The organism is Streptomyces sp. NBC_01276 (assembly GCF_041435355.1).
In the GTDB taxonomy this organism is placed as follows: domain Bacteria; phylum Actinomycetota; class Actinomycetes; order Streptomycetales; family Streptomycetaceae; genus Streptomyces.
In genome coordinates, this window is record NZ_CP108442.1 from 1,754,637 (window position 1) to 1,775,437 (window position 20,801).

Sequence of the window (20,801 nt, forward strand, 5' to 3'; positions counted from 1 at the left end):
GTCCCGTGTGCTGATCAGTGGTCCGTGCCAGGGGTGGCCATCGCGGCCATCCCGGCCGTCACCGCGTCGGCGGCCTTCCCGGCGCTCGCGACGCAGGCCGGGATCCCGACCCCGTCGTAGACGGCTCCGCAGACGGCGAGGCCCGGCAGCTCGGCCACGGCGGCCCGGATCCGGGCGACCCGGGCGAGGTGGCCCACGGGGTACTGCGGCAGTCCGCCGTCCCAGCGGGTGACGGTGGAGGCCACCGGCCGGGCCGTGAGGCCGACAGCCTCGCCGAGGTCGGTGAGGGAGAGGCCGACCAGCTCACCGTCCTCGCGCCCGAGGTCGCCCTCGTCGCCGTGCCGGCCCACGGAGGTCCGCAGGAGGAACAGGTCCGGATCGGCCCCGGCCCAGGCCCACTTGTTGCTGGAGAAGGTGGAGGCCTTGATCGTCCGGCCGTCGACGGGCGGTACGAGGAACCCGCTGGCGCCGCCCCCGGCGATCGGGGCCGGAAGGTCGGAACGCCGGAAGGCCATCGTGACCAGGGCCATGGAGGCGTACTCGACCTCGTGCAGCGCGGCGGCCGCGGTCGGGGCGAGCGCGCCGAGCAGCCGGGCGGCGGGCCCGGCCGGGACGGCGAGGACCACCCCGTCGGCGTCGAGGACCTCGTCGGCGGTCGTGATCCGCCAGCCCCCGGGCGTCCGGCCGATCCCGCTCACCGGGGCGCCCGTCAGGATCCGCGCCCCGGCGGCCCGGCAGGCGTCGGCGACGGCTACCGGCAGCCGGCCGATGCCGCCGGAGATCCCGGCGAAGAAGGCGCCGGTGGCCGCTGCACCGATGACGGTGGTCCGCTCCGCGGCCGCCGCCTGGACCGCGCGGACGCTCCCGGTCAGCGTGGGGTGGGTGCGCACGGCCTCGTAGAGGGCGGGGACGGCGGCGCGCATCGAGATGCGGTAGGCGTCGCCCGCGTAGACCCCGCCGAGCAGCGGTTCGACCAGCCGGTCCACGACCTCGCGGCCCATCCGGGCGGCGACGTACTCGCCGACGGCCACGTCGTCGCCGACCTCCGTGGGCGGGAGGCCGGTGTCGGCGGCGATGCGGGCGAGGCCCTCGGCGGACAGGACTCCGGAGGCGGCCAGCGGGGCCGTGTGGCCGGGCACGCCCATGACGTGGCCGCGCGGCATCGGGCGCAGCGCGCCCCGGGTCCACAGGTGGGCGGTCGCGGTGGCGGGCGGCTGGAGCGCGTCGCCGAGCCCCACGGCCCGGGCCAGGTCCACGGCTTCGGGGCGGCGGGCGAGGACGGACTCGGCGCCGAGGTCGACGGGGACCCCGGCGAGCTCGCCCGCGTACAGCTTGCCGCCGAGGCGCGGACCGGCCTCCAGGAGCGTGACGCGGACGCCGTCGGCGAGCAGCCGGTGGGCGGCCGCGAGACCGGCGATGCCGCCGCCGATGACGACGACGTGGCGGGTGGGGGCCTGCCGGTCCGTACGCATGTCCGCTTCGTGCATGGACACATGGTCTCAGACCGCCCGGCGAGGCCGGAACGTGACCGCATCGGGACCGCTCCGGAACCGCGCGTACGGAACCCGGGTCGCCACCCTGAACGTCGAAGCGGCGACATCAGCCGATCCCCGGGGGGTACTGACGATGCGCTCGACCCACACGTTCGACACCGGACGCCGTACGGCGGCGGCGCTGGCCGCGCTGTCGCTGGCCGGCGTCCTCACGCTCACCGGATGCGGAGCCGCCGGCTCCGGCAGCTCCTCGGACAAGGCGGCCGTGGCCCCGGCGGCCCGGGGCGAGGGCGCGCCGGGCGGCGGGGCGGCGGCCGGGCAGGCCCCGGCGGCGGGCCCGGCGGCGACCGATGCCAAGGGCGCCGGGCAGGCCCCGGCGGCGGTCCGTCCGAACGTGATCCGTACGGGGACCCTCTCGATCGAGACGGCCGAACCGCAGAAGGTCCTCACCGCGGCCCGTACGGCGGCCGACGGCGCGGGCGGGTACGTGGGCAACGAGTCCACCCAGCGCGGCGCGGACGGCCGGCTCGCCTCGACGCTGACCCTGCGGGTGCCGGGCGAACGCTTCGACGCGGTGATCGGCGCCCTGGAGGGCAGCGGAAAGCTGCTGGGCCGCAAGGTCGAGGCACAGGACGTGACCCAGAAGGTCGCCGACGTCGAGAGCCGCGTGGCGTCGCAGCGGGCCAGCGTCGCCCGGGTGCGGGAGATGATGGACAAGGCCTCGGCGCTCGGTGACGTGGTCATGCTGGAGGGCGAGCTGAGCCGGCGCCAGTCGGACCTGGAGTCGCTGATCGCGCAGCAGACCGCCCTGAAGGACCAGACCTCCCTCGGGACGATCACGGTGTCGGTCTCGGAGCCGGCCGCGGTGGAGCGCAAGACGCGGGAGGAGGGGGACCCCTCCTTCGGGGACGCCCTGGGCGGCGGCTGGTCGGTGTTCGTCACGGTGGTGCGGTACCTGGCGCTGGCCGTCGCCGTGATCCTGCCGTTCGCGGTGACGGCCGCCGCCGCCCTGTTCGGGTTCCGCCTGTACCGCCGGCTGCGCCCCGCCCCGGCCAAGCCGGGCCGCGTCCCGGCGCAGGTGCCCCGCCGGCCGGTGCCCGCCGGGACCGGCGCACCCGCCTCCGACGGGGCTGTGGCCGATCCTGAGGGCTGAGCGCGCCCGCGCCCGTAGCGTGGACCCCGGTTGACGACGAACGCGGGACGAAACGGAACGGGACGGGGCGGACGATGGCGAAGGAACGACTGGTGGTGGTCGGCGGTGACGCGGCGGGGATGTCCGCCGCGTCGCAGGCCCGGAGGCTGAAGGGCCCGGCGGAGCTGGAGATCACCGCCTTCGAGCGCGGGCACTTCACCTCGTACTCGGCGTGCGGGATCCCGTACTGGATCGGCGGGCAGGTGTCCGCCCGGGACGACCTGATCGCCCGTACGCCCGAGGAGCACCGGGCCCGGGACATCGACCTGCGCACCCGGACGGAGGTCGTGGAGCTGGACCTGGCCGGCCGGCGGGTGCGCGCCCGGGACCTGGAGAGCGGCGCGGAGTCCTGGACGGCCTACGACAAGCTGGTCCTGGCGACCGGCGCCCGCCCGGCGCGCCCCCGCCTGCCGGGCATCGGCGCCCACGGGGTGCACGGGGTGCAGACCCTGGACGACGGCCGGCGGCTGATGGAGACCCTGGAACGCTCTCCGGGCCGCCGGGCGGTGGTGGTCGGCGCGGGCTACATCGGCGTGGAGATGGCGGAGGCCCTGGTGCGCCGGGGCTACGGGGTCACCGTCCTGCACCGGGGCGAGCAGCCGATGGCCACGCTGGACCCGGACATGGGCGGGCTCGTGCACGGCGCTATGAACCGCATGGGGATCGTCACGGTCTCCCGCGCCGAGGTGACGAAGATCCTCACGGACGAGGAGGGCCGGGCCGTCGCGGTGGCCACGGCGGCCGGCGACGAGTACCCGGCGGACGTGGTGGTACTCGGCCTCGGCGTGGAGCCCCGCACCGCCCTCGCCCGCGCGGCGGGCCTCCCCGTGGGCACCTCGGGCGGCCTGCTCACCGACCTGTCGATGCGGGTGCGCGGCCACGAGGAGGTCTGGGCGGGCGGCGACTGCGTGGAGGTGCTGGACCTGGTCGCGGGCCGCACCCGGCACATCGCCCTGGGCACGCACGCCAACAAGCACGGCCAGGTGATCGGCTCGAACGTGGGCGGCGGCTACGCGACCTTCCCCGGGGTGGTCGGCACGGCCGTCAGCAAGGTCTGCGACCTGGAGATCGCCCGTACGGGGCTGCGCGAACGGGACGCCCTGGAGGCGGGTCTGCGCTTCGTGACGGCCACCATCAGCTCGACGAACACCGCCGGCTACTACCCGGGGGCGGAGCCGATGACGGTCAAGATGCTGGCGGAGCGCCGCACGGGCCGCCTCCTCGGCGTCCAGATCGTCGGGGGCGCGGGGGCCGCGAAGCGCGTGGACGTGGCGGCGGTCGCCCTCACGGCGGGGATGACGGTGGACCAGGTCGTCTCCCTGGACCTGGGCTACGCCCCGCCGTTCTCCCCGGTCTGGGACCCGGTGCTGGTGGCCGCCCGCAAGGCGGTCTCGGCGGTCCGGGCGGCGGGGGTCTGAGGCGGGGCGGCGGCGCGCAGCTCGGAGCGGACCAGTTCCAGGAGGCGGCCCATCCAGTTGCGGCCGCCTCGGGGGCCCTCGTCGCGCCAGAAGGGGGCGTCGGAGAGGCCGGTGTAGAGGATGCCCGCGTCGCCGGTGGCGAGCAGGACCTCGGCGAGGCGGGGGTGCTGGCCGAACTTGGCGCGCAGCAGGGCGGCCATGACGGCGAGCCGTACGGCGGGCCAGTCGGCGCGCCGGGCCGCGGGGCCGCCCGCCTCGTGCGCCTCGTGGGCGGTGGCGGCGGCGCGGATCCGGTCGTGGTCGGCGGGATCGGCGGCCGAGAGGGCCCAGTAGGCGTGGGTCACGCTGGGGTAGCTCACCCCGGCGTGGACGAAGGGGGCCTCGTGGTCGTTGCGCAGGACGAAGGGGCCCGGCTCGGCGGGCGGGCCGCCGGGGTGGAACGTCTCGTGCAGGACGACCGGGGGCCCGGGGGCCCCGGCCGGTTCGTCGGCGTACCGCAGGGTCAGCCACCGCTCGTGGCGGGCCTCGCCGTCCACCGCGTCGTCGAAGTAGGCGAGGGCCCACCGGTGGCCCTCTTCCGTCGCCACCGGACCGTCGCCGTCCACGGGCTGCCCGAGATCGGTGAGCAGCATCCGCAGCGGGCGGTCCTGGTGGTCCATGTCGCCGAGGACGTACACCCTGAGGTGGGCGGGGACGGCGAGGTAGGCGTCCCGGAGCCGGGCCCGGTGGGCCTCGGTCGGCTCCCGCCGGTGGTCGCGGACGGCGTCCCAGAGCCGGTCGCCGGCCCCCGGGCGGCCCGCCAGCCGGTCGATCTCGTCGGCGACCTCCAGGAGGAAGCCCTCCTGGGTGAGCGGCTCGGGGTTGCGCGACTCCCATTTGGTGGGCTCGCCCACGGGCCACTCCCGCGCGTCCGGCCGCTCCGGCGCGACCTTCCCGGCGGCCAGCCGCTCGCGCAGTCCGGCGAGGTCGGTGGGCTCATGCCCGCCGACGGTGATCCGGCCGTCCGCATAGACGAAGAGGTGATCGGGGTAGTGCTCGCCGTCGAACTCGTGGCGACGCCAGACGAGGCGCCAGACCCCGTTGATGGTCTCCCCGTCGGATATGCGAAACGTCGGCCCGTGCCATGTCATGCACGGCACAGTACCGACGTCTCGGTGTACGGAAGCGGATCAGCGCCGGGTCTTGGTGTGGACGTAGTCCACCAGGCGGGTCAGCGCGTCGGGGTCCGTCGTCGGGAGGACGCCGTGGCCCAGGTTGAAGACGTGGCCCTCCAGGCCCGCCGCGGCGGCCAGGACCTCGTCGGTCTTGGCCTCGACGGCCTCGGTGGTGGAGAAGAGGACGGCGGGGTCCAGGTTGCCCTGGAGCGCCTTGCCGGGGCCGACGCGGCGGACGGCCTCGTCCAGCGAGACCCGGTAGTCGACGCCCATGACGTCCGCGCCGGCCTCGCCCATGAGGCCGAGGAGCTCGCCCGTGCCCACACCGAAGTGGATGCGCGGGACTCCGTACGAGGCGACGGATTCGAGGACCTTCGCCGAGGCGGGCATCACCGAGCGCCGGTAGTCCGCCGGGGCGAGGGCGCCGACCCAGGAGTCGAAGAGCTGGATCGCGGAGGCGCCGGCCTCGATCTGGACCTTGAGGAAGGCCGAGGTGATCTCGGCGAGGCGGTCCAGGAGGTCGGCCCAGAGCTCCGGGTCCCCGTACATGAGGGCCTTGGTGTGCTCGTGGTTCTTGGACGGACCGCCCTCGACGAGGTAGCTCGCGAGGGTGAAAGGCGCGCCCGCGAACCCGATCAACGGCGTGCCGCCGAGTTCACCCGTGAGCATGCCGATCGCCTCGGTGACGTACGGGACGTCCTCCGGGGTGAGGTCGCGCAGCTGTGCGAGGTCCTCGCGGCGGCGGATCGGGTTGGCGACGACCGGGCCGATGCCCGGCTTGATGTCCAGGTCGACACCGATGGCCTTCAGCGGCACCACGATGTCGGAGAAGAAGATCGCCGCGTCGACGCCGTGGCGCCGCACGGGCTGCAGGGTGATCTCGGTGACCAGGTCGGGGCGCATGCAGGACTCCAGCATGGCCGTGCCCTCGCGCACCTTCCGGTACTCGGGGAGTGAGCGGCCCGCCTGCCGCATGAACCACACGGGGGTGTGGGGGACCGGCTCCCGCCGGCACGCCTTCAGGAAGGCGGAATCGTACGTCTGACTCGGCTGGCCCGTGGGGCGGGTAGTGGCGCTCACGCGGCAAATCTTCGCACGTATGAAGAAGTGCCCGGCCCGGCACGGGTGTCCCTGCGCCGCCGGGGCGCTCGTTCCGCCTAGTCTTCCCGGCATGGCTGCGGCTCAGGGACGATTTTCAGATGGCGCTGACGGTACGGACAGCGCGAAGGAGAGCTCGGTCCCGCTCCCTTTCCGCCGGGCGGTCGACGGCTTGAAGAAGGCACGGCTGCGGTCCGGGATCGAGATCGACCCCACGAAGCCCCCGCAGAGACTGGCCCCCTACGCGTACGCGCTGGAGGCGGCGGTCGTGGAGGGCGAGGACGACCTGGCCGACGGCCGGCTGATCCTGCTCCACGATCCCGCCGGGCACGACGCCTGGCAGGGCACCTTCCGCCTGGTGACGCTCGTACGGGCGGAGCTGGAGCCGGAGATGGCCGCGGATCCCCTCCTCCCGGAGGTGTGCTGGTCCTGGCTGACGGGGGCGCTGGAGGCCCGCGGGCTGGCGTACGGCGAGGCGAGCGGCACCGTGACGATGGCGAGCTCGCACTACTTCGGCGGGCTCCGGGAGCGGCGTCCGGCGACCCAGATCGAGATCAGGGCCTCGTGGACCCCCCGCGAGGGGGTGGGCGGGGTGCCGGACACCCCGGCGCACCTGGCGGCCTGGTGCGAGCTGCTGTGCCAGATCGCGGGACTGCCCCCGGTCGGGCCGACGGACACCGCCACGGGCGTGGTGTCCCTGCCACAGCGGCGCGGTCCGCACCACCCGTAGGAAGCGGTTCCCGCGCGGTCGGCCGGGGCCGTCCGGCCGCGCTCCGGCCGCGTTCGGGCGGCGTTGCGGCGGCGCTCCGACTGCGCTCGGGCGGGTGGCGGAGGCTTCCGGCGGCGTTCCGGTGCCGGGAACGACCGATCGCGTGCGCAAGGGACTGTCGAAACGGTGCGCGGATTGCGGCCTTCTGATCATCCCTTGATCGATCGTGCGTCCGAATTGCCCGAATTGTTACTCACCAAATCGTGATCATTCCCTAAAGCCGGGCGGGTGACGTGCCGAAGGAGTCAGTGACCATCCGCACGGTTCGCACCGGCTGCCTTCCCCCAGCCGGCCGTCCCGCCACTCCCCCAGGAGGCCTAGGTGTCCGTTCTTCTTGAGCAGCCCGCAAGCCTGGTCGCCTACCGCCCGACCAAGCCGACGGCCATGGTCGTCGTCGCCGACCCGCGCGTCCGTTCCACCGTGACCCGCCATCTGTGGGCCCTCGGAGTCCGTGACGTGATCGAGGCGTCGTCCATCGCGGAGGCCCGCCCCCGCGTCGGCAGCCCGCGCGACATCTGCGTGGCCGACGTCCACCTGCCCGACGGTTCCGGTCTCACCCTGCTCTCCGAGACCCGCGCCGCCGGCTGGCCGAACGGCCTGGCCCTGTCCGCCGCCGACGACATCGGCGCCGTGCGCAACGCCCTCGCGGGCGGTGTGAAGGGCTACGTCGTCACCGGTACGCGGACCAACATCGGGCTCCCCACCCGGCCCGGCGCCGCCCCCATCGGTGCCGCCGCCGCCCGTATGCACCGCCGCCCCCCGGGTGCCCCGAGCCACCCGGGCGGCTACCGAGAGCTCTCCGGCCGCGAGGTCGAGGTCCTGCGCCTCGTCGCGGAGGGCCAGTCCAACAAGGCCATCGGCGTCTCGATGGGCCTGTCCGCCCTGACCGTCAAGTCCCACCTCGCCCGGATCGCCCGCAAGCTGGGCACCGGCGACCGGGCCGGCATGGTCGCCGTCGCCCTGCGGACCGGAATCATCCACTGATCCTGCCCCGAGGCCCCCGGACACCGCTCCGGGAACCCCTGGAGCCGCCCGGCCCCTCCTCCTCGCGCCCGTCCACGGAACGTTCCGGCGACGGGCGCGTCACATCCACGGATACCCTTGACCGGTGACCGACGCCCAAGAGACCGCAGCAGGCCTGCGCACCACCACCGGGGGCGGCCCCCCGGACGAAGAGGTTTCGTCCGATGGGCTGCCTGTTCCGTTGCTAGAACCCCGCGAGGGGATCCCCCCGGTCGTGGCCGACGCGGACGGGCTGGCCCGGGTCGTCGCGGCCTTCGCCGCAGGCACCGGACCGGTGGCCGTCGACGCCGAACGCGCCTCCGGATACCGCTACGGACAGCGCGCCTACCTGGTGCAACTGCGCCGCGAGGGTGCCGGATCCGCGCTGATCGACCCGGTCGGGTGCCCGGACCTCTCCTCCCTGGGAGAGGCGCTGTCCGGCACCGAGTGGATCCTGCACGCCGCCACCCAGGACCTGCCCTGCCTGCGCGAAATAGGCATGGCCCCCACCTCCCTCTTCGACACCGAGCTGGCCGGCCGGCTGGCCGGGTTCCCCCGGGTCGGCCTCGGGGCGATGGTGGAGAGCGTGCTGGGCTACGTACTGGAGAAGGGCCACTCCGCCGTCGACTGGTCCACCCGCCCGCTGCCCGAGCCCTGGCTGCGCTACGCGGCGCTCGACGTGGAACTGCTGGTGGACCTGCGGGACGCGCTGGAGAAGGAGCTCGACCGGCAGGGCAAGCTGGAGTGGGCCCGCCAGGAGTTCGACGCGATCGCCTCCGCGCCGCCCGCCCCGCCGCGCAAGGACCCCTGGCGGCGCACCTCCGGCATGCACAAGGTGCGCCGGCGCCGGCAGATGGCCGTGGTCCGGGAGCTGTGGGAGTCCCGCGACCGGATCGCGCAGCGCCGGGACGTGTCCCCCGGCAAGGTGCTCGGCGACGCGGCGATCGTGGAGGCTGCCCTGGCCCTCCCCGCGAACGTCCACGCCCTGTCGGCCCTGCCCGGCTACGGACAGCGCATGGGCCGGCGCCAGCTGGACCAGTGGATGGCGGCCGTGGACCGGGCCAGGGCCCTGCCCGAGAGCGAGCTGCCGCAGCCGGGGGCGACCCCGGCGGGCCCGCCGCCGCCGCGCTCCTGGGCGGACAAGGACCCGGCCGCCGCCGCGCGCCTGTCCGCCGCCCGCAGTGCCGTCTCGGCACTGGCCGAGGGGCTGAACCTGCCCCAGGAGAACCTGATCACCCCGGACACCGTGCGCCGGCTGTGCTGGGAGCCCCCGCAGCGGCTGGAGCCCGGCACGGTCGCCGAGGCCCTGGCCGCCTACGGCGCCCGTCCCTGGCAGATCGAACAGGTGACGCCCGCGCTGGTCACGGCCCTCGCGGCGACGGCCTGACCGGCCGGACCGACGGACGCGGACGGGGCCCTCACTCCAGGGGAGTGAGGGCCCCGTCCGCGTCCCGGTAGTAGCTCCCGGTTTCCGCGCCTTCGACCTTGCCCTGCTTGAGCCAGTGCTCGGACATGGTGTGCACGTCGTTCGCCACCCGCTCCCAGGGCGCCTGGTGCCCCGCGCAGGCGATCCGGCCCATCAGCTCCTTCGGCTTCTTGATGGCCTTCCACACCTCGTCGACCATCCCGGCTCGCGCTGGTCGGGGCATTTCAGGTCGTTGCCCCACGACTCGTCGAGGCCGCCCTTCGTACCGACGGTCATCGGGAAGCCGAAGGCCGCCGCCGGAAGGGACACCGGCAGCGGCACCGGCGCGCCGAAGTCGGTCCCGGCCGCGCTCGCCCTGCCGTTCGGCGGGAAGACCGGCGCCAGCAGGAAGAGGCTGCGGACCTTGCCGGGGTGCTGGATGGCGTACGGCCCGAACTGCTGGGCGGCGTGGGACACCGGGCCGTCGGGCCCGATGTCCGACCCCTTCGGGTAGCCCGGGACGCTCCGATCGGCCGGGCGCGCGACGGGGGCGCGAGGGGGCTCGGGGCGCGCGGGCCGGTGTGACCTTCGCCGCTGTTCGGGGAGGGGGTGTGCACACGGGTTACCCGCAAGTAGCATGGGCCGGGTGAGCGGGCGCTCAGCCACATCGGCCGGGCCGCCCCCGCGCAGCAGTGCACACCCGCACCTGGAGGAGAGCCAACGTGCCTCGTACCGTCAGGGACGTCGTCTTCGTCGACGGCGTCCGCACCCCGTTCGGCAAGGCGGGCCCGAAGGGCATCTACCACGAGACCCGCGCCGACGACCTCGTCGTGAAGGCGATCCGGGAGCTGCTGCGCCGCAACCCGGACCTGGACCCCGCGAAGATCGACGAGGTCGCCATCGCCGCGACCACGCAGATCGGCGACCAGGGCCTGACGCTGGGCCGCACGGCCGGCATCCTCGCGGGTCTCCCGCAGTCGGTCCCGGGCTACTCCATCGACCGCATGTGCGCCGGCGCGCTGACCGCCGTGACCGCCGTCGCGGGCGGTGTGGCCTTCGGTGCCTACGACGTCGCCCTCGCCGGCGGTGTCGAGCACATGGGCCGCCACCCCATGGGTGAGGGCGTCGACCCGAACCCGCGCTTCGTCTCGGAGAAGCTGGTCGACGAGTCCGCCCTGTTCATGGGCATGACCGCCGAGAACCTGCACGACCGGTACCCGACGATCACCAAGCTCCGCGCCGACGAGTACGCCGTGCGCTCGCAGGAGAAGGCCGCCAAGGCGTACGCCGACGGCAAGATCCAGCAGGACCTGGTCCCGATCTCGGTGCGCAACACCAACGAGGCGGCCGGTGAGACGGGCTGGGGCCTGGTCACCACCGACGAGCCGATGCGCCCGGGCACCACGCTGGAGAACCTGGCCGGCCTGAAGACCCCGTTCCGTACGCACGGCCGGGTCACCGCGGGCAACGCCGCCGGTCTCAACGACGGTGCCACCGCCGCGATCATCGCGTCCGAGGACTTCGCCCGGGAGAACAACCTCCCGGTCAAGATGCGCCTGGTCTCGTACTCCTTCGCGGGTGTCGAGCCGGAGGTCATGGGCTACGGCCCGATCCCGGCCACCGAGAAGGCCCTGGCGCAGGCCGGTCTGACGATCGACGACATAGGCCTGTTCGAGGTCAACGAGGCGTTCGCCGTCCAGGTCCTCGCCTTCCTGGAGCACTACGGCATCGCCGACGACGACGCCCGCGTGAACCAGTACGGCGGTGCCATCGCCTTCGGTCACCCGCTGGCCTCCTCCGGCGTCCGCCTGATGACGCAGCTGGCCCGCCAGTTCGAGGAGCAGCCGCACGTCCGCTACGGCCTGACCACCATGTGCGTCGGCTTCGGCATGGGCGCCACGGTCATCTGGGAGAACCCGAACTTCAACGCCGAGGGAGACTCCAAGTGAGCACCACCGCTGAGCTCCTGAAGGGCGCGGCCGAGCTGTTCCCGGACGAGGTCGTCACCCAGGCGCACGTGCGCCACCTGGACCTGCCGTTCGGCGCCGGGCGCTTCGCGCTCGTCACGCTGGACAACGGCTTCGACCACACCAAGCCGACCACCTTCGGCCCGCAGTCCCTCGCCAACCTGAACGCGGCGATCGACCAGGTCGAGCAGGAGGCCCTCGCGGGCTCCATCGTCGGCGCGGGCATCACCGGCAAGCCGTTCATCTTCGCGGTCGGCGCCGACCTCAAGGGCGTCGAGCTGCTGAAGAAGCACGACGAGGCGCTCGCCATCGGCAAGGGCGGCCACGACGTCTTCAAGCGCCTCGCGGCGCTGGCCGTCCCCACCTTCGCGTACTACAACGGCGCGGCGATGGGCGGCGGTGTCGAGGTCGGTCTGCACTGCACCTACCGCACCGTCTCCAAGGCCATCCCGGCCTTCTCGCTGCCCGAGGTCTTCCTCGGTCTGGTCCCGGGCTGGGGCGGCTGCGCCCTCCTCCCGAACCTGATCGGCGCGGAGCGCGCGGTCTCGGTCATCATCGAGAACTCGCTCAACCAGAACCGCCAGCTCAAGGGCAAGCAGGTCTTCGAGCTCGGCATCGCCGACGCCCTCTTCGAGGGCGCGGACTTCCTGGAGCAGTCCCTGATCTGGACCGCGAAGGTCCTGGGGGGCGAGACCGAGGTCGTCCGCGCCGAGATCGACCGCGGCGAGGGCTGGGACGCGGCCGTCGCCAAGGGCCGCGCCATCGCGGACTCCAAGGTGCACGGAGCCGCTCCGGCCGCCTACCGCGCGCTGGACATCATCGCCGCGGCCAAGTCCGGCGACCTCCAGGCCGGCTTCGACGCCGAGGACACGGCCCTGGCCGACCTCATCATGGGCGGCGAGCTGCGCTCGGGCATCTACGCCTTCAACCTGGTCCAGAAGCGCGCCAAGCGCCCGGCCGGTGCCCCGGACAAGTCCCTGGCCCGCCCGGTCACCAAGGTCGGCGTCGTCGGCGCGGGCCTGATGGCCTCGCAGCTGGCGCTGCTCTTCCTGCGCCGCCTGGAGGTGCCGGTGGTCCTCACCGACATCGACCAGGAGCGCGTGGACAAGGGCGTGGGCTACGTCCACGCCGAGATCCAGAAGCTGCTCGGCAAGGGCCGCATCAACCAGGACAAGGCCAACCGCCTGACCGCCCTGGTGACCGGTGTGCTCGACAAGGCCGAGGGCTTCGCGGACGCGGACTTCATCATCGAGGCCGTGTTCGAGGAGATGTCCGTCAAGCAGAAGGTGTTCGCGGAGGTCGAGGCGGTCGCCCCGGCGCACGCGATCCTCGCCACCAACACCTCCTCGCTGTCGGTGTCGGAGATGGCCTCCAAGCTCCAGCACCCGGAGCGCGTGGTCGGCTTCCACTTCTTCAACCCGGTCGCGATCCTCCCCCTGCTGGAGATCGTCCGCGGTGAGCAGACCGACGACGCCTCGCTGGCCACGGCCTTCGGTGTCGCCAAGAAGCTGAAGAAGACCGCGGTGCTCACCAAGGACGCCCCGGCGTTCGTCGTGAACCGCATCCTGACCCGCTTCATGGGCGAGATCCAGAACGTCATCGACGAGGGCACCCCGGTCGTCACGGCGGAGAAGGCCATCGAGCCGCTCGGCCTGCCGATGTCCCCGCTGGTGCTGCTGGAGCTCGTGGGTCCGGCGATCGGTCTGCACGTCTCCGAGACCCTGAACCGCGCCTTCCCGGAGCGCTTCACCGTCTCCCCGAACCTGGCGGCCGTGGTCAAGGCCGGCAAGCGCGGCTTCTACGTCTACAACGCGGAGAACGGCTTCAAGCCGGAGCTCGACCCCGAGGTCGCCGCGCTCCTGGTCCAGGGCGACTCCGTCCTGACCGAGGAGCAGGTCCGCGACCGCGTCCTGGACGCGGTGGCGCAGGAGATCGGCCTGATGCTGGAGGAGGGTGTCGTGGCCGAGGCCCAGGACATCGACCTCTGCCTCATCACGGGTGCCGGCTGGCCCTTCCACCTGGGCGGCATCACGCCGTACCTGGACCGTGAGGGCGTCTCGGAGCGGGTGAACGGCAAGAAGTTCCTCGCCCCGGGTGTCGCCAGCGTCCCGGCGTAACCCACGGCGCTACGCGCAACGGCCCGTCCGCACCCGGTGCGGACGGGCCGTTCGCGTGTCCGGGGCCGTTCCCCGTGTCCGGGGCCGTTCCCCGTGTCCCGGGAGCGGCCCCGGGGCCGTCAGCGGCGGCCGAGGCGGCCGTTCTTGACCAGTCGCTGGGCCGCGGGCGACGCGGGGTTGATGCTCAGCGCCCGCTGTCCCGCCCGGCGGCGCAGGTCGTCGCCGGGCTTGCCCAGCTTCGCGGCGGTCTCCGCGATCCTCAGCCAGACCAGCGCGCGCCCGCTGTCCGCGGAGATCTCGACGGCCCGCTCGATCCGGCGCTTGGCCTGGTCGGTCTCCTTGCGGCGGATGTGGGCCTGGGCCATGCCGATGAGCAGGTCGAGGTTCTCGTGTTCGGCGAGCAGCCGGGCGCCCACCTCCAGGACGCCCCGGTCGTCCTTGGCCTCCACGAGGGAGGCGAACCCGCCGAGGGTGATGTCGGTGAAGGGCACGTCGTCCGGTTCGGTGCGCTCGCCGGTGGCGCGCAGGGTCCAGCCCTTGCCCCGGCGCCACTTCCAGGTGCGCGGGCCGGGCAGTTCCAGCCGGGTCCGGGTGCGCTCGTTGAAGTGCATGGAGAGCTCGGGGCGGCCCTCCCACTGGTCGACGGCGGCGGCGACGTACGCCTCGGCGACCGGGCGCAGGAAGGCGTACCGCTTGGGCTGCATGCAGTAGCCGACGGCCTGGACGTACGGGGTGACCTCGGCGCGGATGTGCTCGACGTCCAGCACCCGGTCGGCCGCGGCGCCGGTGGGCGCCTCCAGGTCGGGGAGCAGGGCGTGGGTGAGGGTGGCGGGGATGCGGTTGCTGTTGGCGTAGGGGCGCATCCGCCGGATCACCTCCAGGGCGCCGATCTGGGCGACGGGGATCCCGTACAGGGCGCGTGCGGTGAACAGGCCGGTGGAGAAGCAGCCGATGACCTGACGGGGGCGCAGGTACTCGAAGACCGTCTCGGCCAGTACCGGGACGTCCAGGACGAGGAAGGGCACGCCCGCCTCGCGGGCCGCCTCGCCGAGGGTGTCGGCGAGGCTGGAGGGGGCGCTGGGGTGCGGTTTGAAGACGATGGCGCCGTGGCCGAGGGCCAGGGCGTTCTGGAACATGCGCAGGTGCAGCTCCTCCTCTTCCTCCTCGGTGAGGATGCCGAGCGGGGAGAGGTACTGGCCGAGGAGGAGGGCGGTCTCCGGGCCGAGCCGCGCCAGCGCGGGCGGGATCACGCGGTCGAGGATCGGCGCGCACTCGCGGGTGACCTCGGCGATCAGCTTGAGGACGGCGCCGGTGTGCACGGGCCGCGAGGGGATCCCGTACTCGGTGAGGAGCATGGGCAGCAGGGTGGGCACGAGGTCCAGGTAGAGGACCTGTGCGATCCGGCCGTGGAGGGAGCGGGGCAGGTCGTTGCGGGTCGGGCCGTAGCTCATGACCCCGTCGGCGTAGACGGCGAGGGTGGCGTCCGAGAAGATCTTGCAGAGGGTCTGGGCGGGTTTGACCTGGATGGACTCGACGACGAGTTCCAGGGGGCCCGGCCGGATGCCGATCTTCTCCGCCATGACCGTGCGCCACAGCGGGGCGTCCTCGTCCCGCGGGGACCACAGCGCGGGGTGGAAGGGGTAGATGAGGTCGTTCCAGTAGACGACCCGGTGGAAGCGCGCGAGTACGGCGGCGGCGCCGGGCATCCGGTGCAGCGGGGTGGCGACCTCGGGGATGTCGACGTTGTTGCACACGAGCAGGATGCGCTCGCGGTCGTCCTGGCCGAGCTGGCCCGCTTCGATGGCGGCGGCCACCGTCATGGCGCCGTAGAGGGTGGAGGCGGCGAATATCCGGGTCATCGGGCGGCGGCGCCCTGGTGCCGGGAGATCAGTGCCCTGAGCTTGTTCACGCGTGCGGAGTCCATTCCTGACAGCGTCCCCTCCAGGACGTCCTGGGGGAGGTCCCGGAGGATCTGCGCGCTGCGTTCCAGCAGCAGGCCCCGGATGAGTTCCTCGTACGACTCGGCGCGGTCCATGTGAATCACGATGAGCGCGCAGAGAGTTCGCATCGCCTTGAACGACAGTTCATATCCGCGTGGATGGCGGTCGAGCTCGTCGAAAATCAGCCGGAAGGCGGGAAGGAAGTCGAGCTGCCGTTCGTCCGGCACCTTGGTGAGTGAAGTGGACACATCACGACGGTAGAAGATGCCGTGGAGGTCGACGACTCCGAAGGATCGGGTCCGCAGGTGCAGCTTGTAGAACCACGGGCGGTCCTCGGCGGTGCGCAGGGTCTCGTCGAAGAACAGCGCGTCGGCCTCCAGGAGGCGCTCGCGGTCGTAGATGCCGGCCCAGGACTGCGGGTAGTCCATGAAGGTCGAGGCGTCCACGGGTCCGATGTAATCCGTGGGATTCAGCGGAAGGGCCCTCGGGGCGAGCGGCGCCATGACGATCTTGCGCTTCCTGCCGTAGACCCGGACATGGCCGGTGCGCAGGAAGTCGACCCCCGACTCACCCATCCAGCCGACGAGTTGCGCGAGATATCCGGGGGCGTACCAGTCGTCCCCGTCGAGGAAGGTGAAGAAACGCCCGCGCGCCGCCGAGAGGCCGATGTTCCGGGTGGCCGAGATTCCCAGGTTGTACTGATTGCGGATCAATACGGCGCCGGGGATCCTCGGCACCATCTCCCGGAGGATCTCCGATGTCCCGTCAACGGACCCGTCGTCCACGACGATGAACTCGAAATCCTCCCTGGCATTCAGCGCCAAGGACTTGAGTGCCGTCCGACAGTAGTCCCGCACGTCACACATGGCAACGATTACCGAAAGGGTCACCATCGAAAGTACTCACCTCATTCTCATTTCTTTCACACACCCCCGGGAGGCGACCGGGACCGGCCGGCCGCACGCCCCCTCCAGCCTACGATCAAGTAACGCGCCGCCATCATGACAGAACCACTCGAAGCCCCCGTACAATCACCCCGGTGTGACGTACAACTCCCCTGCCCGTCGAGGCCTTTTCGTGACACGTAAGGATCGGATCAGCATGTAAGGTCTAACGGGCCGCGCGGCAAACCCGCCGGCAAGCGCCCAGCCGCGGTCGTGTCGACGGCAGTTGGACACCACCCACCGACCCGGGAATCACCAGTGCGCATCCACGTGCTCGCAGACTCCGACACCCGCTGGAAATGGGGTGCGGGGCTGGCGGTGGGCCTGGCTCCCGGCAGTGAGGTGCACGCACACATGCTGCGCGGCAGGAGCACTCCGACGGCGCGGCAACTGGCCGAGGTCGGCATCACCCCCGCCTCCATCACCGAGTCCACGCTCCCCGAGTTCGCGGCGGCCCCCGAGCTGGACGCGGCGGACCTCGTCATCCTGGGCACGGTCGGCGGCTCCACCCACGCCGCCCTGCACGCACTGGCCGCCCGGTTCCGCGGCGCGCCCCGCCGGCCGGTCCTCATGACCGGATACGTCGGCGTCGTCTACGAGAAAATGGCCGACGGCCTGCTGCTGCGCGCCGGCGCGGATATCGTCCTCGCCAACAGCCCTTTCGACCGGCGCCGGTTCGGCGAGGTGTACGAACCCCTCGGAATTCCGGGATCCTGCATCGTCCAGACCGCCCTCCCCTTCCTCGACCAAAGACCCTACGACCCGAACCGGACGCACGCCCGGCACCCTTATACGGTGTGCTTCGCCGTTCAGCCCTCGGTACCCGCCGACCGCAATGGCCGCCTCTACATGCTGCGCCGGGCGATATCCCACGCGCGGTTGCGCCCCGGACGCGACGTGCTCGTGAAACTCCGCAGCAAGCCCGGCGAGGCCACCACCCACGTCGAAGCGCACCACTACCAGGTCCTCGCGGACCAGATGGAAGAACCACTGCCCCGCAACCTGCATTTCGTCTACGGCAACATGTCGGAAACCCTCGACCGTACCGACCTGTTGGTGACGGTCAGTTCCACGGCCGCCCTGGAATCGATGCACCGCGGAATGCCCACCGCGATCCTGAGCGATCTGGGAGTGCGGGAAATCCATGGGAACCACTATTTCGTCGGTTCCGGCTGCGTCACCGACTGGTCCGCGATAGACGAGGGCGCCGCCCCGCTCGCGCACGAGTCCTGGACCGCCGACCAGGGAATCCGCGCCGTGGACCCGTTCGGGGAACTGCGGACGCGGATCGGGGAATTGCGCAGCCGTCCGCTGCCCCCGATATCCCCCTACTACACGGCCGAAAGCGCCCCCGAGTACGTCGGCGCCCTGCTGCGCCGCCGGGGTCTGAACCTCGACGGCTCCCCCGGAGCGGGCGCCACGGCGCGCTCCAGCGGGCCGATGCGGCGCACCTCGCGCCGCGTCCTGAAGGTCGCCTACCAGTTCGGCGTCCAGCGCGTGGCACCGAAGATCCAGCAGTGGGGCGGCGTGTGACCGCCCCGCACACCCAACCGGCCCCCGGAGAGAACCCTGTGAACGTCACCGCCGTCATACCCGCCCGGGGCGGCTCCAAGGGCATTCCCGGGAAGAACGTCGCCGAGGTCGGCGGGGTCCCCCTCGTCGCCCGCGCCGTGCGCGCCTGCCTCGGCGCGGTCCACGTGACCCGGGTCGCGGTGTCCACCGACGACGCGGCGATCGCCGCCGCGGCCCGCGCCGCCGGCGCGGAGGTGGTCGAGCGGCCCGCCGAGCTGGGCTCCGACGAGGCCTCCAGCGAATCGGCGCTGCTGCACGCGCTGGACCGGCTGGAGGAACGGCACGGGGAGCCCGTGGACGTCCTGGTCTTCGTCCAGTGCACCAGCCCCTTCGTCACCGCGGAGGAGGTGGACGAGACGGTCCTCGCGGTGGTGCGCGACGGCGCCGACTCCGCGTTCACCGCCGTCCCCTTCCACGGCTTCCTCTGGAGCGCCGCGCCCGGCGCCGGACCCGGCCACCGCGCGCACGGCGTCAACCACGACAGCGCCGTCCGCCAGCGCCGCCAGGACCGTACGCCCGAGTACCTGGAGTCGGGGGCCGTCTACGCGATGCGGGCCGACGGCTTCCGCCGCCACGGCCACCGCTTCTTCGGCCGGACGCAGCTCGTCCCCACCGCCCCGGAACGGGCCGTGGAGATCGACGAGCCCGGCGACCTCGACCGGGCCCGCGCCCTCGCGCCCCTCCTCGACCCGCAGCAGACCCCGGCGGCCCCGTCGTCGCCGGACCCCTCGCAGTACCTCGGAAAGGAACTCTGAACAGTGGTGCACAGCAACCGGATCCGCCGGATCGGGAACAAGGAGGTCGGCACGGGCCGGCCCACCTATGTGATCGGCGAGATCGGGATCAACCACAACGGTGAGCTCGCCAACGCCCTGGCACTCATCGACGCGGCCGCCGACGCGGGCTGTGACGCGGTGAAGTTCCAGAAGCGCACGCCCGAGATATGCACCCCGCGCGACCAGTGGGACATCGAGCGCGACACCCCCTGGGGCCGGATGACGTACATCGACTACCGCCACCGCGTGGAGTTCGGCGAGGACGAGTACCGCGCCGTGGACGAGCACTGCCGCGCCCGCGGCATCGCCTGGTTCGCCTCCCCCTGGGACACCGAGGCCGTCACCTTCCTGGAGAAGTTCGACGTCCCCGCCCACAAGGTGGCCTCCGCCTCGCTGACGGACGACGAGCTGCTGCGCGCCCTGCGCGCCACCGGCAAGACGGTCATCCTGTCCACCGGCATGTCCACCCCGCAGCAGATCCGGCACGCGGTCGAGGTGCTCGGCAGCGAGAACATCGTCCTGCTGCACGCCACCTCCACCTACCCGGCCAGGGCCGAGGAGCTGAACCTGCGGGTCATCAACAGCCTGGAGGCGGCCTACCCGAACGTGCCCGTCGGCTACTCCGGCCACGAGACCGGCCTGCAGACCACGGTGGCCGCCGTCGCCATGGGCGCCTGCGCCGTCGAGCGGCACATCACCCTCGACCGCGCCATGTGGGGCTCCGACCAGGCCGCCTCCGTCGAACCCGGCGGCCTCGCCCGCCTCGTGCGCGACATCCGCACCATCGAGACCGCCCTCGGCGACGGCGTCAAGAAGGTCTACGCGTCCGAGCTCGGCCCCATGAAGAAGCTCCGCCGCGTCCAGAACCCCCTCCCCGCCGAGGGCGTGACGACCACGGCATGAGCGACACCCTCGCCCTGGTGGAGAGCCCGGCTCAACTACTGAACGTCCTGGAGTGGGCCCACGTCCACCCGGGCGAGGCAGCGTCCCTCACCGTCGCCGTCCTCCAGCCGACGGACCCGCGCTCGCGCGCGCAGGTCCGCCGGCTGTGCCGGTTCGCCTCCCAGGCCAAGGTGGTGTGGCGGCGCTACGAGGTCCGCGCGGGCTATCTGGGACGGGCGGGCGAACTGATGCGCCTGGGACGGGCGGTGGCGGCAGCCGAGCGGCTGGTCATCGGGGACCTGTTCTCCCGCACCATCCAGCTCCTGCTGCCCCGCTCCAAGGCCCGCGAGGTCGTCGTCGTCGACGACGGCACCGCCACCACCGAACTGGTCAGCCTGCTGACGTACGGGCAGCAGCTGACCCGGTGGCACCAGGGCGACATCAAGCCTTCCGCCGCCAAGGGCGGCCCCGTCAACCGCTGGCTGGCCCGCGACGGGCTGGAGCGCGCCGTCTTCTTCACCTGCATGCCCGTCTCCGCTCCCCCGGGCACCGAGGTGCGCCCGAACGACTACGCCTGGAGCCGGGAGACCTTCGGTCCCGTCCGGGTGCGCGCCGGGGCCGACCTGGCGGGCAGCTCCCTCGTGGAGACCGGGGTCGTCGACCAGGACCTGTACATCGACGCCGTCGGCTGGATCGCCCGCTCCCGTGCGGCCGGCCGCTATCTGGCGCACCGCCGGGAGAGCGCGCAGAAGCTGGAGCGGATCGCCGCGGCCACGGGCCTGGAGATCGTCCATCCCGAACTGCCGCTGGAACTGACCGCGCTGACCGAGCCGATCGGGCAGTCCGTGCTGACCTTCGCGTCCACCGTCGCGTACACCCTCCCGATCGTGCTGGGGAGTTCGCCGGTGCGGGTGGAGCTCTGCGAGATGGACGACGCCTGGATCACCCCGGACACGGCGGAGCGCTCGGTGGACTTCCTGCGGCGGATCTCCGCCCTGGCGGTGGACCGGCACGGCCTGGCCCGGATCCCGCCGCAGCCGCGCGACCGGGCGAGGACGCCCTCGTAACGGCG

General features: G+C 72.7%; 18 protein-coding genes. 11 read left to right on the forward strand and 7 right to left on the reverse strand.

The features are described 5' to 3' along the window. Positions 1–14: 14 nt before the first annotated feature. Positions 15–1,487: a protoporphyrinogen oxidase gene (gene hemG, locus OG295_RS07335; protein ID WP_371676142.1), complete on the reverse strand. Its 1,473-nt coding sequence runs from the start codon at positions 1,485–1,487 to the stop codon at positions 15–17. A 139-nt stretch (positions 1,488–1,626) separates the two neighbouring features. Here hemG and OG295_RS07340 point away from each other — a divergent pair, with 139 nt between their 5' ends. Further along, a complete protein-coding gene (locus OG295_RS07340; RefSeq protein WP_371676143.1) occupies positions 1,627–2,646 on the forward strand; it encodes a DUF4349 domain-containing protein in 1,020 nt (339 codons plus the stop codon). Positions 2,647–2,720: 74 nt separating this feature from the next. Then, entirely contained in the window at positions 2,721–4,103 is a 1,383-nt protein-coding gene (locus tag OG295_RS07345; protein WP_371676144.1) for an FAD-dependent oxidoreductase, read from the forward strand. Here the strand turns inward: OG295_RS07345 and OG295_RS07350 are convergent. Together OG295_RS07350 and hemE are read right to left on the reverse strand one after the other, a co-directional pair. Beyond that, positions 4,016–5,233: an NADAR family protein gene (locus tag OG295_RS07350; protein WP_285542423.1), complete on the reverse strand. Its 1,218-nt coding sequence runs from the start codon at positions 5,231–5,233 to the stop codon at positions 4,016–4,018. The genes OG295_RS07345 and OG295_RS07350 overlap by 88 nt on opposite strands. Before the next feature lie 39 nt (positions 5,234–5,272). Further along, on the reverse strand, positions 5,273–6,337 hold the full coding sequence (hemE, locus tag OG295_RS07355) for a uroporphyrinogen decarboxylase (RefSeq protein WP_371676145.1): 1,065 nt from the start codon (positions 6,335–6,337) through the stop codon (positions 5,273–5,275). Positions 6,338–6,428: 91 nt separating this feature from the next. On the opposite strand from hemE, the gene OG295_RS07360 reads away from it, so the two are divergent. The 3 genes from OG295_RS07360 (at position 6,429) to OG295_RS07370 (ending at position 9,513) form a co-directional block, all read left to right on the forward strand. After that, on the forward strand, positions 6,429–7,085 hold the full coding sequence (locus tag OG295_RS07360) for a DUF3000 domain-containing protein (RefSeq protein WP_285542421.1): 657 nt from the start codon (positions 6,429–6,431) through the stop codon (positions 7,083–7,085). A 360-nt stretch (positions 7,086–7,445) separates the two neighbouring features. Beyond that, positions 7,446–8,108: a response regulator transcription factor gene (locus OG295_RS07365; protein ID WP_030234764.1), complete on the forward strand. Its 663-nt coding sequence runs from the start codon at positions 7,446–7,448 to the stop codon at positions 8,106–8,108. Between the two features lie 124 nt (positions 8,109–8,232). Continuing rightward, entirely contained in the window at positions 8,233–9,513 is a 1,281-nt protein-coding gene (locus OG295_RS07370) for an HRDC domain-containing protein (protein WP_371676146.1), read from the forward strand. Positions 9,514–9,544: 31 nt separating this feature from the next. Here OG295_RS07370 and OG295_RS07375 read toward each other — a convergent pair whose 3' ends face one another. Beyond that, positions 9,545–9,739, reverse strand: a complete 195-nt coding sequence (locus OG295_RS07375) for a hypothetical protein (protein ID WP_371676147.1) — start codon at positions 9,737–9,739, stop codon at positions 9,545–9,547. After that, positions 9,706–10,008: a hypothetical protein gene (locus tag OG295_RS07380; RefSeq protein WP_371676148.1), complete on the reverse strand. Its 303-nt coding sequence runs from the start codon at positions 10,006–10,008 to the stop codon at positions 9,706–9,708. The genes OG295_RS07375 and OG295_RS07380 overlap by 34 nt, the downstream gene beginning before the upstream one ends. A gap of 245 nt (positions 10,009–10,253) precedes the next feature. On the opposite strand from OG295_RS07380, the gene OG295_RS07385 reads away from it, so the two are divergent. Together OG295_RS07385 and OG295_RS07390 are read left to right on the forward strand one after the other, a co-directional pair. After that, the gene (locus OG295_RS07385) at positions 10,254–11,480 is read left to right on the forward strand and encodes an acetyl-CoA C-acyltransferase (RefSeq protein WP_366864286.1); all 1,227 of its coding nucleotides are present in this window, start codon (positions 10,254–10,256) and stop codon (positions 11,478–11,480) included. Then, the gene (locus OG295_RS07390) at positions 11,477–13,615 is read left to right on the forward strand and encodes a 3-hydroxyacyl-CoA dehydrogenase NAD-binding domain-containing protein (protein WP_371676149.1); all 2,139 of its coding nucleotides are present in this window, start codon (positions 11,477–11,479) and stop codon (positions 13,613–13,615) included. Before OG295_RS07385 ends, OG295_RS07390 begins: the two co-directional genes overlap by 4 nt. A gap of 119 nt (positions 13,616–13,734) precedes the next feature. Here OG295_RS07390 and OG295_RS07395 read toward each other — a convergent pair whose 3' ends face one another. Together OG295_RS07395 and OG295_RS07400 are read right to left on the reverse strand one after the other, a co-directional pair. Continuing rightward, positions 13,735–15,474, reverse strand: coding sequence for a polysialyltransferase family glycosyltransferase (locus OG295_RS07395; protein WP_371676150.1), 1,740 nt, complete (start codon positions 15,472–15,474; stop codon positions 13,735–13,737). Further along, positions 15,471–16,448 carry a glycosyltransferase family 2 protein gene (locus tag OG295_RS07400; RefSeq protein WP_371676151.1) on the reverse strand — a complete coding sequence of 326 codons (978 nt, stop codon included), beginning with the start codon at positions 16,446–16,448 and terminating at the stop codon, positions 15,471–15,473. The genes OG295_RS07395 and OG295_RS07400 overlap by 4 nt, the downstream gene beginning before the upstream one ends. Positions 16,449–16,757: 309 nt before the next feature. Between OG295_RS07400 and OG295_RS07405 the strand changes: the two genes are divergently transcribed. From OG295_RS07405 to OG295_RS07420, 4 genes are read left to right on the forward strand one after another with little or no spacing between them, the layout of a single operon-like run. Then, entirely contained in the window at positions 16,758–18,032 is a 1,275-nt protein-coding gene (locus OG295_RS07405; protein ID WP_371676152.1) for a DUF6716 putative glycosyltransferase, read from the forward strand. A 38-nt stretch (positions 18,033–18,070) separates the two neighbouring features. Next, positions 18,071–18,826, forward strand: coding sequence for a cytidylyltransferase domain-containing protein (locus tag OG295_RS07410; protein ID WP_371676153.1), 756 nt, complete (start codon positions 18,071–18,073; stop codon positions 18,824–18,826). Positions 18,827–18,832: 6 nt separating this feature from the next. Next, positions 18,833–19,750 (forward strand): N-acetylneuraminate synthase family protein, encoded by a 918-nt coding sequence (locus tag OG295_RS07415; protein ID WP_371681128.1) that lies wholly within the window; start codon positions 18,833–18,835, stop codon positions 19,748–19,750. Further along, positions 19,747–20,796, forward strand: a complete 1,050-nt coding sequence (locus OG295_RS07420) for a hypothetical protein (RefSeq protein ID WP_371676154.1) — start codon at positions 19,747–19,749, stop codon at positions 20,794–20,796. The genes OG295_RS07415 and OG295_RS07420 overlap by 4 nt, the downstream gene beginning before the upstream one ends. The last annotated feature ends 5 nt before the right edge of the window (positions 20,797–20,801 follow it).

Bases quoted from the DNA above. Each gene is read 5' to 3' on its own strand.
- hemG (WP_371676142.1), bottom strand. From the start codon at position 1,487: ATGCACGAAGCGGACATGCGTACGGACCGGCAGGCCCCCACCCGCCAC.
- OG295_RS07345 (WP_371676144.1), top strand. From the start codon at position 2,721: ATGGCGAAGGAACGACTGGTGGTGGTCGGCGGTGACGCGGCGGGGATG.
- OG295_RS07360 (WP_285542421.1), top strand. From the start codon at position 6,429: ATGGCTGCGGCTCAGGGACGATTTTCAGATGGCGCTGACGGTACGGAC.
- OG295_RS07395 (WP_371676150.1), bottom strand. From the start codon at position 15,474: ATGACCCGGATATTCGCCGCCTCCACCCTCTACGGCGCCATGACGGTG.
- OG295_RS07420 (WP_371676154.1), top strand. From the start codon at position 19,747: ATGAGCGACACCCTCGCCCTGGTGGAGAGCCCGGCTCAACTACTGAAC.
- OG295_RS07350 (WP_285542423.1), bottom strand. From the start codon at position 5,233: ATGACATGGCACGGGCCGACGTTTCGCATATCCGACGGGGAGACCATC.
- OG295_RS07340 (WP_371676143.1), top strand. From the start codon at position 1,627: ATGCGCTCGACCCACACGTTCGACACCGGACGCCGTACGGCGGCGGCG.
- OG295_RS07400 (WP_371676151.1), bottom strand. From the start codon at position 16,448: ATGGTGACCCTTTCGGTAATCGTTGCCATGTGTGACGTGCGGGACTAC.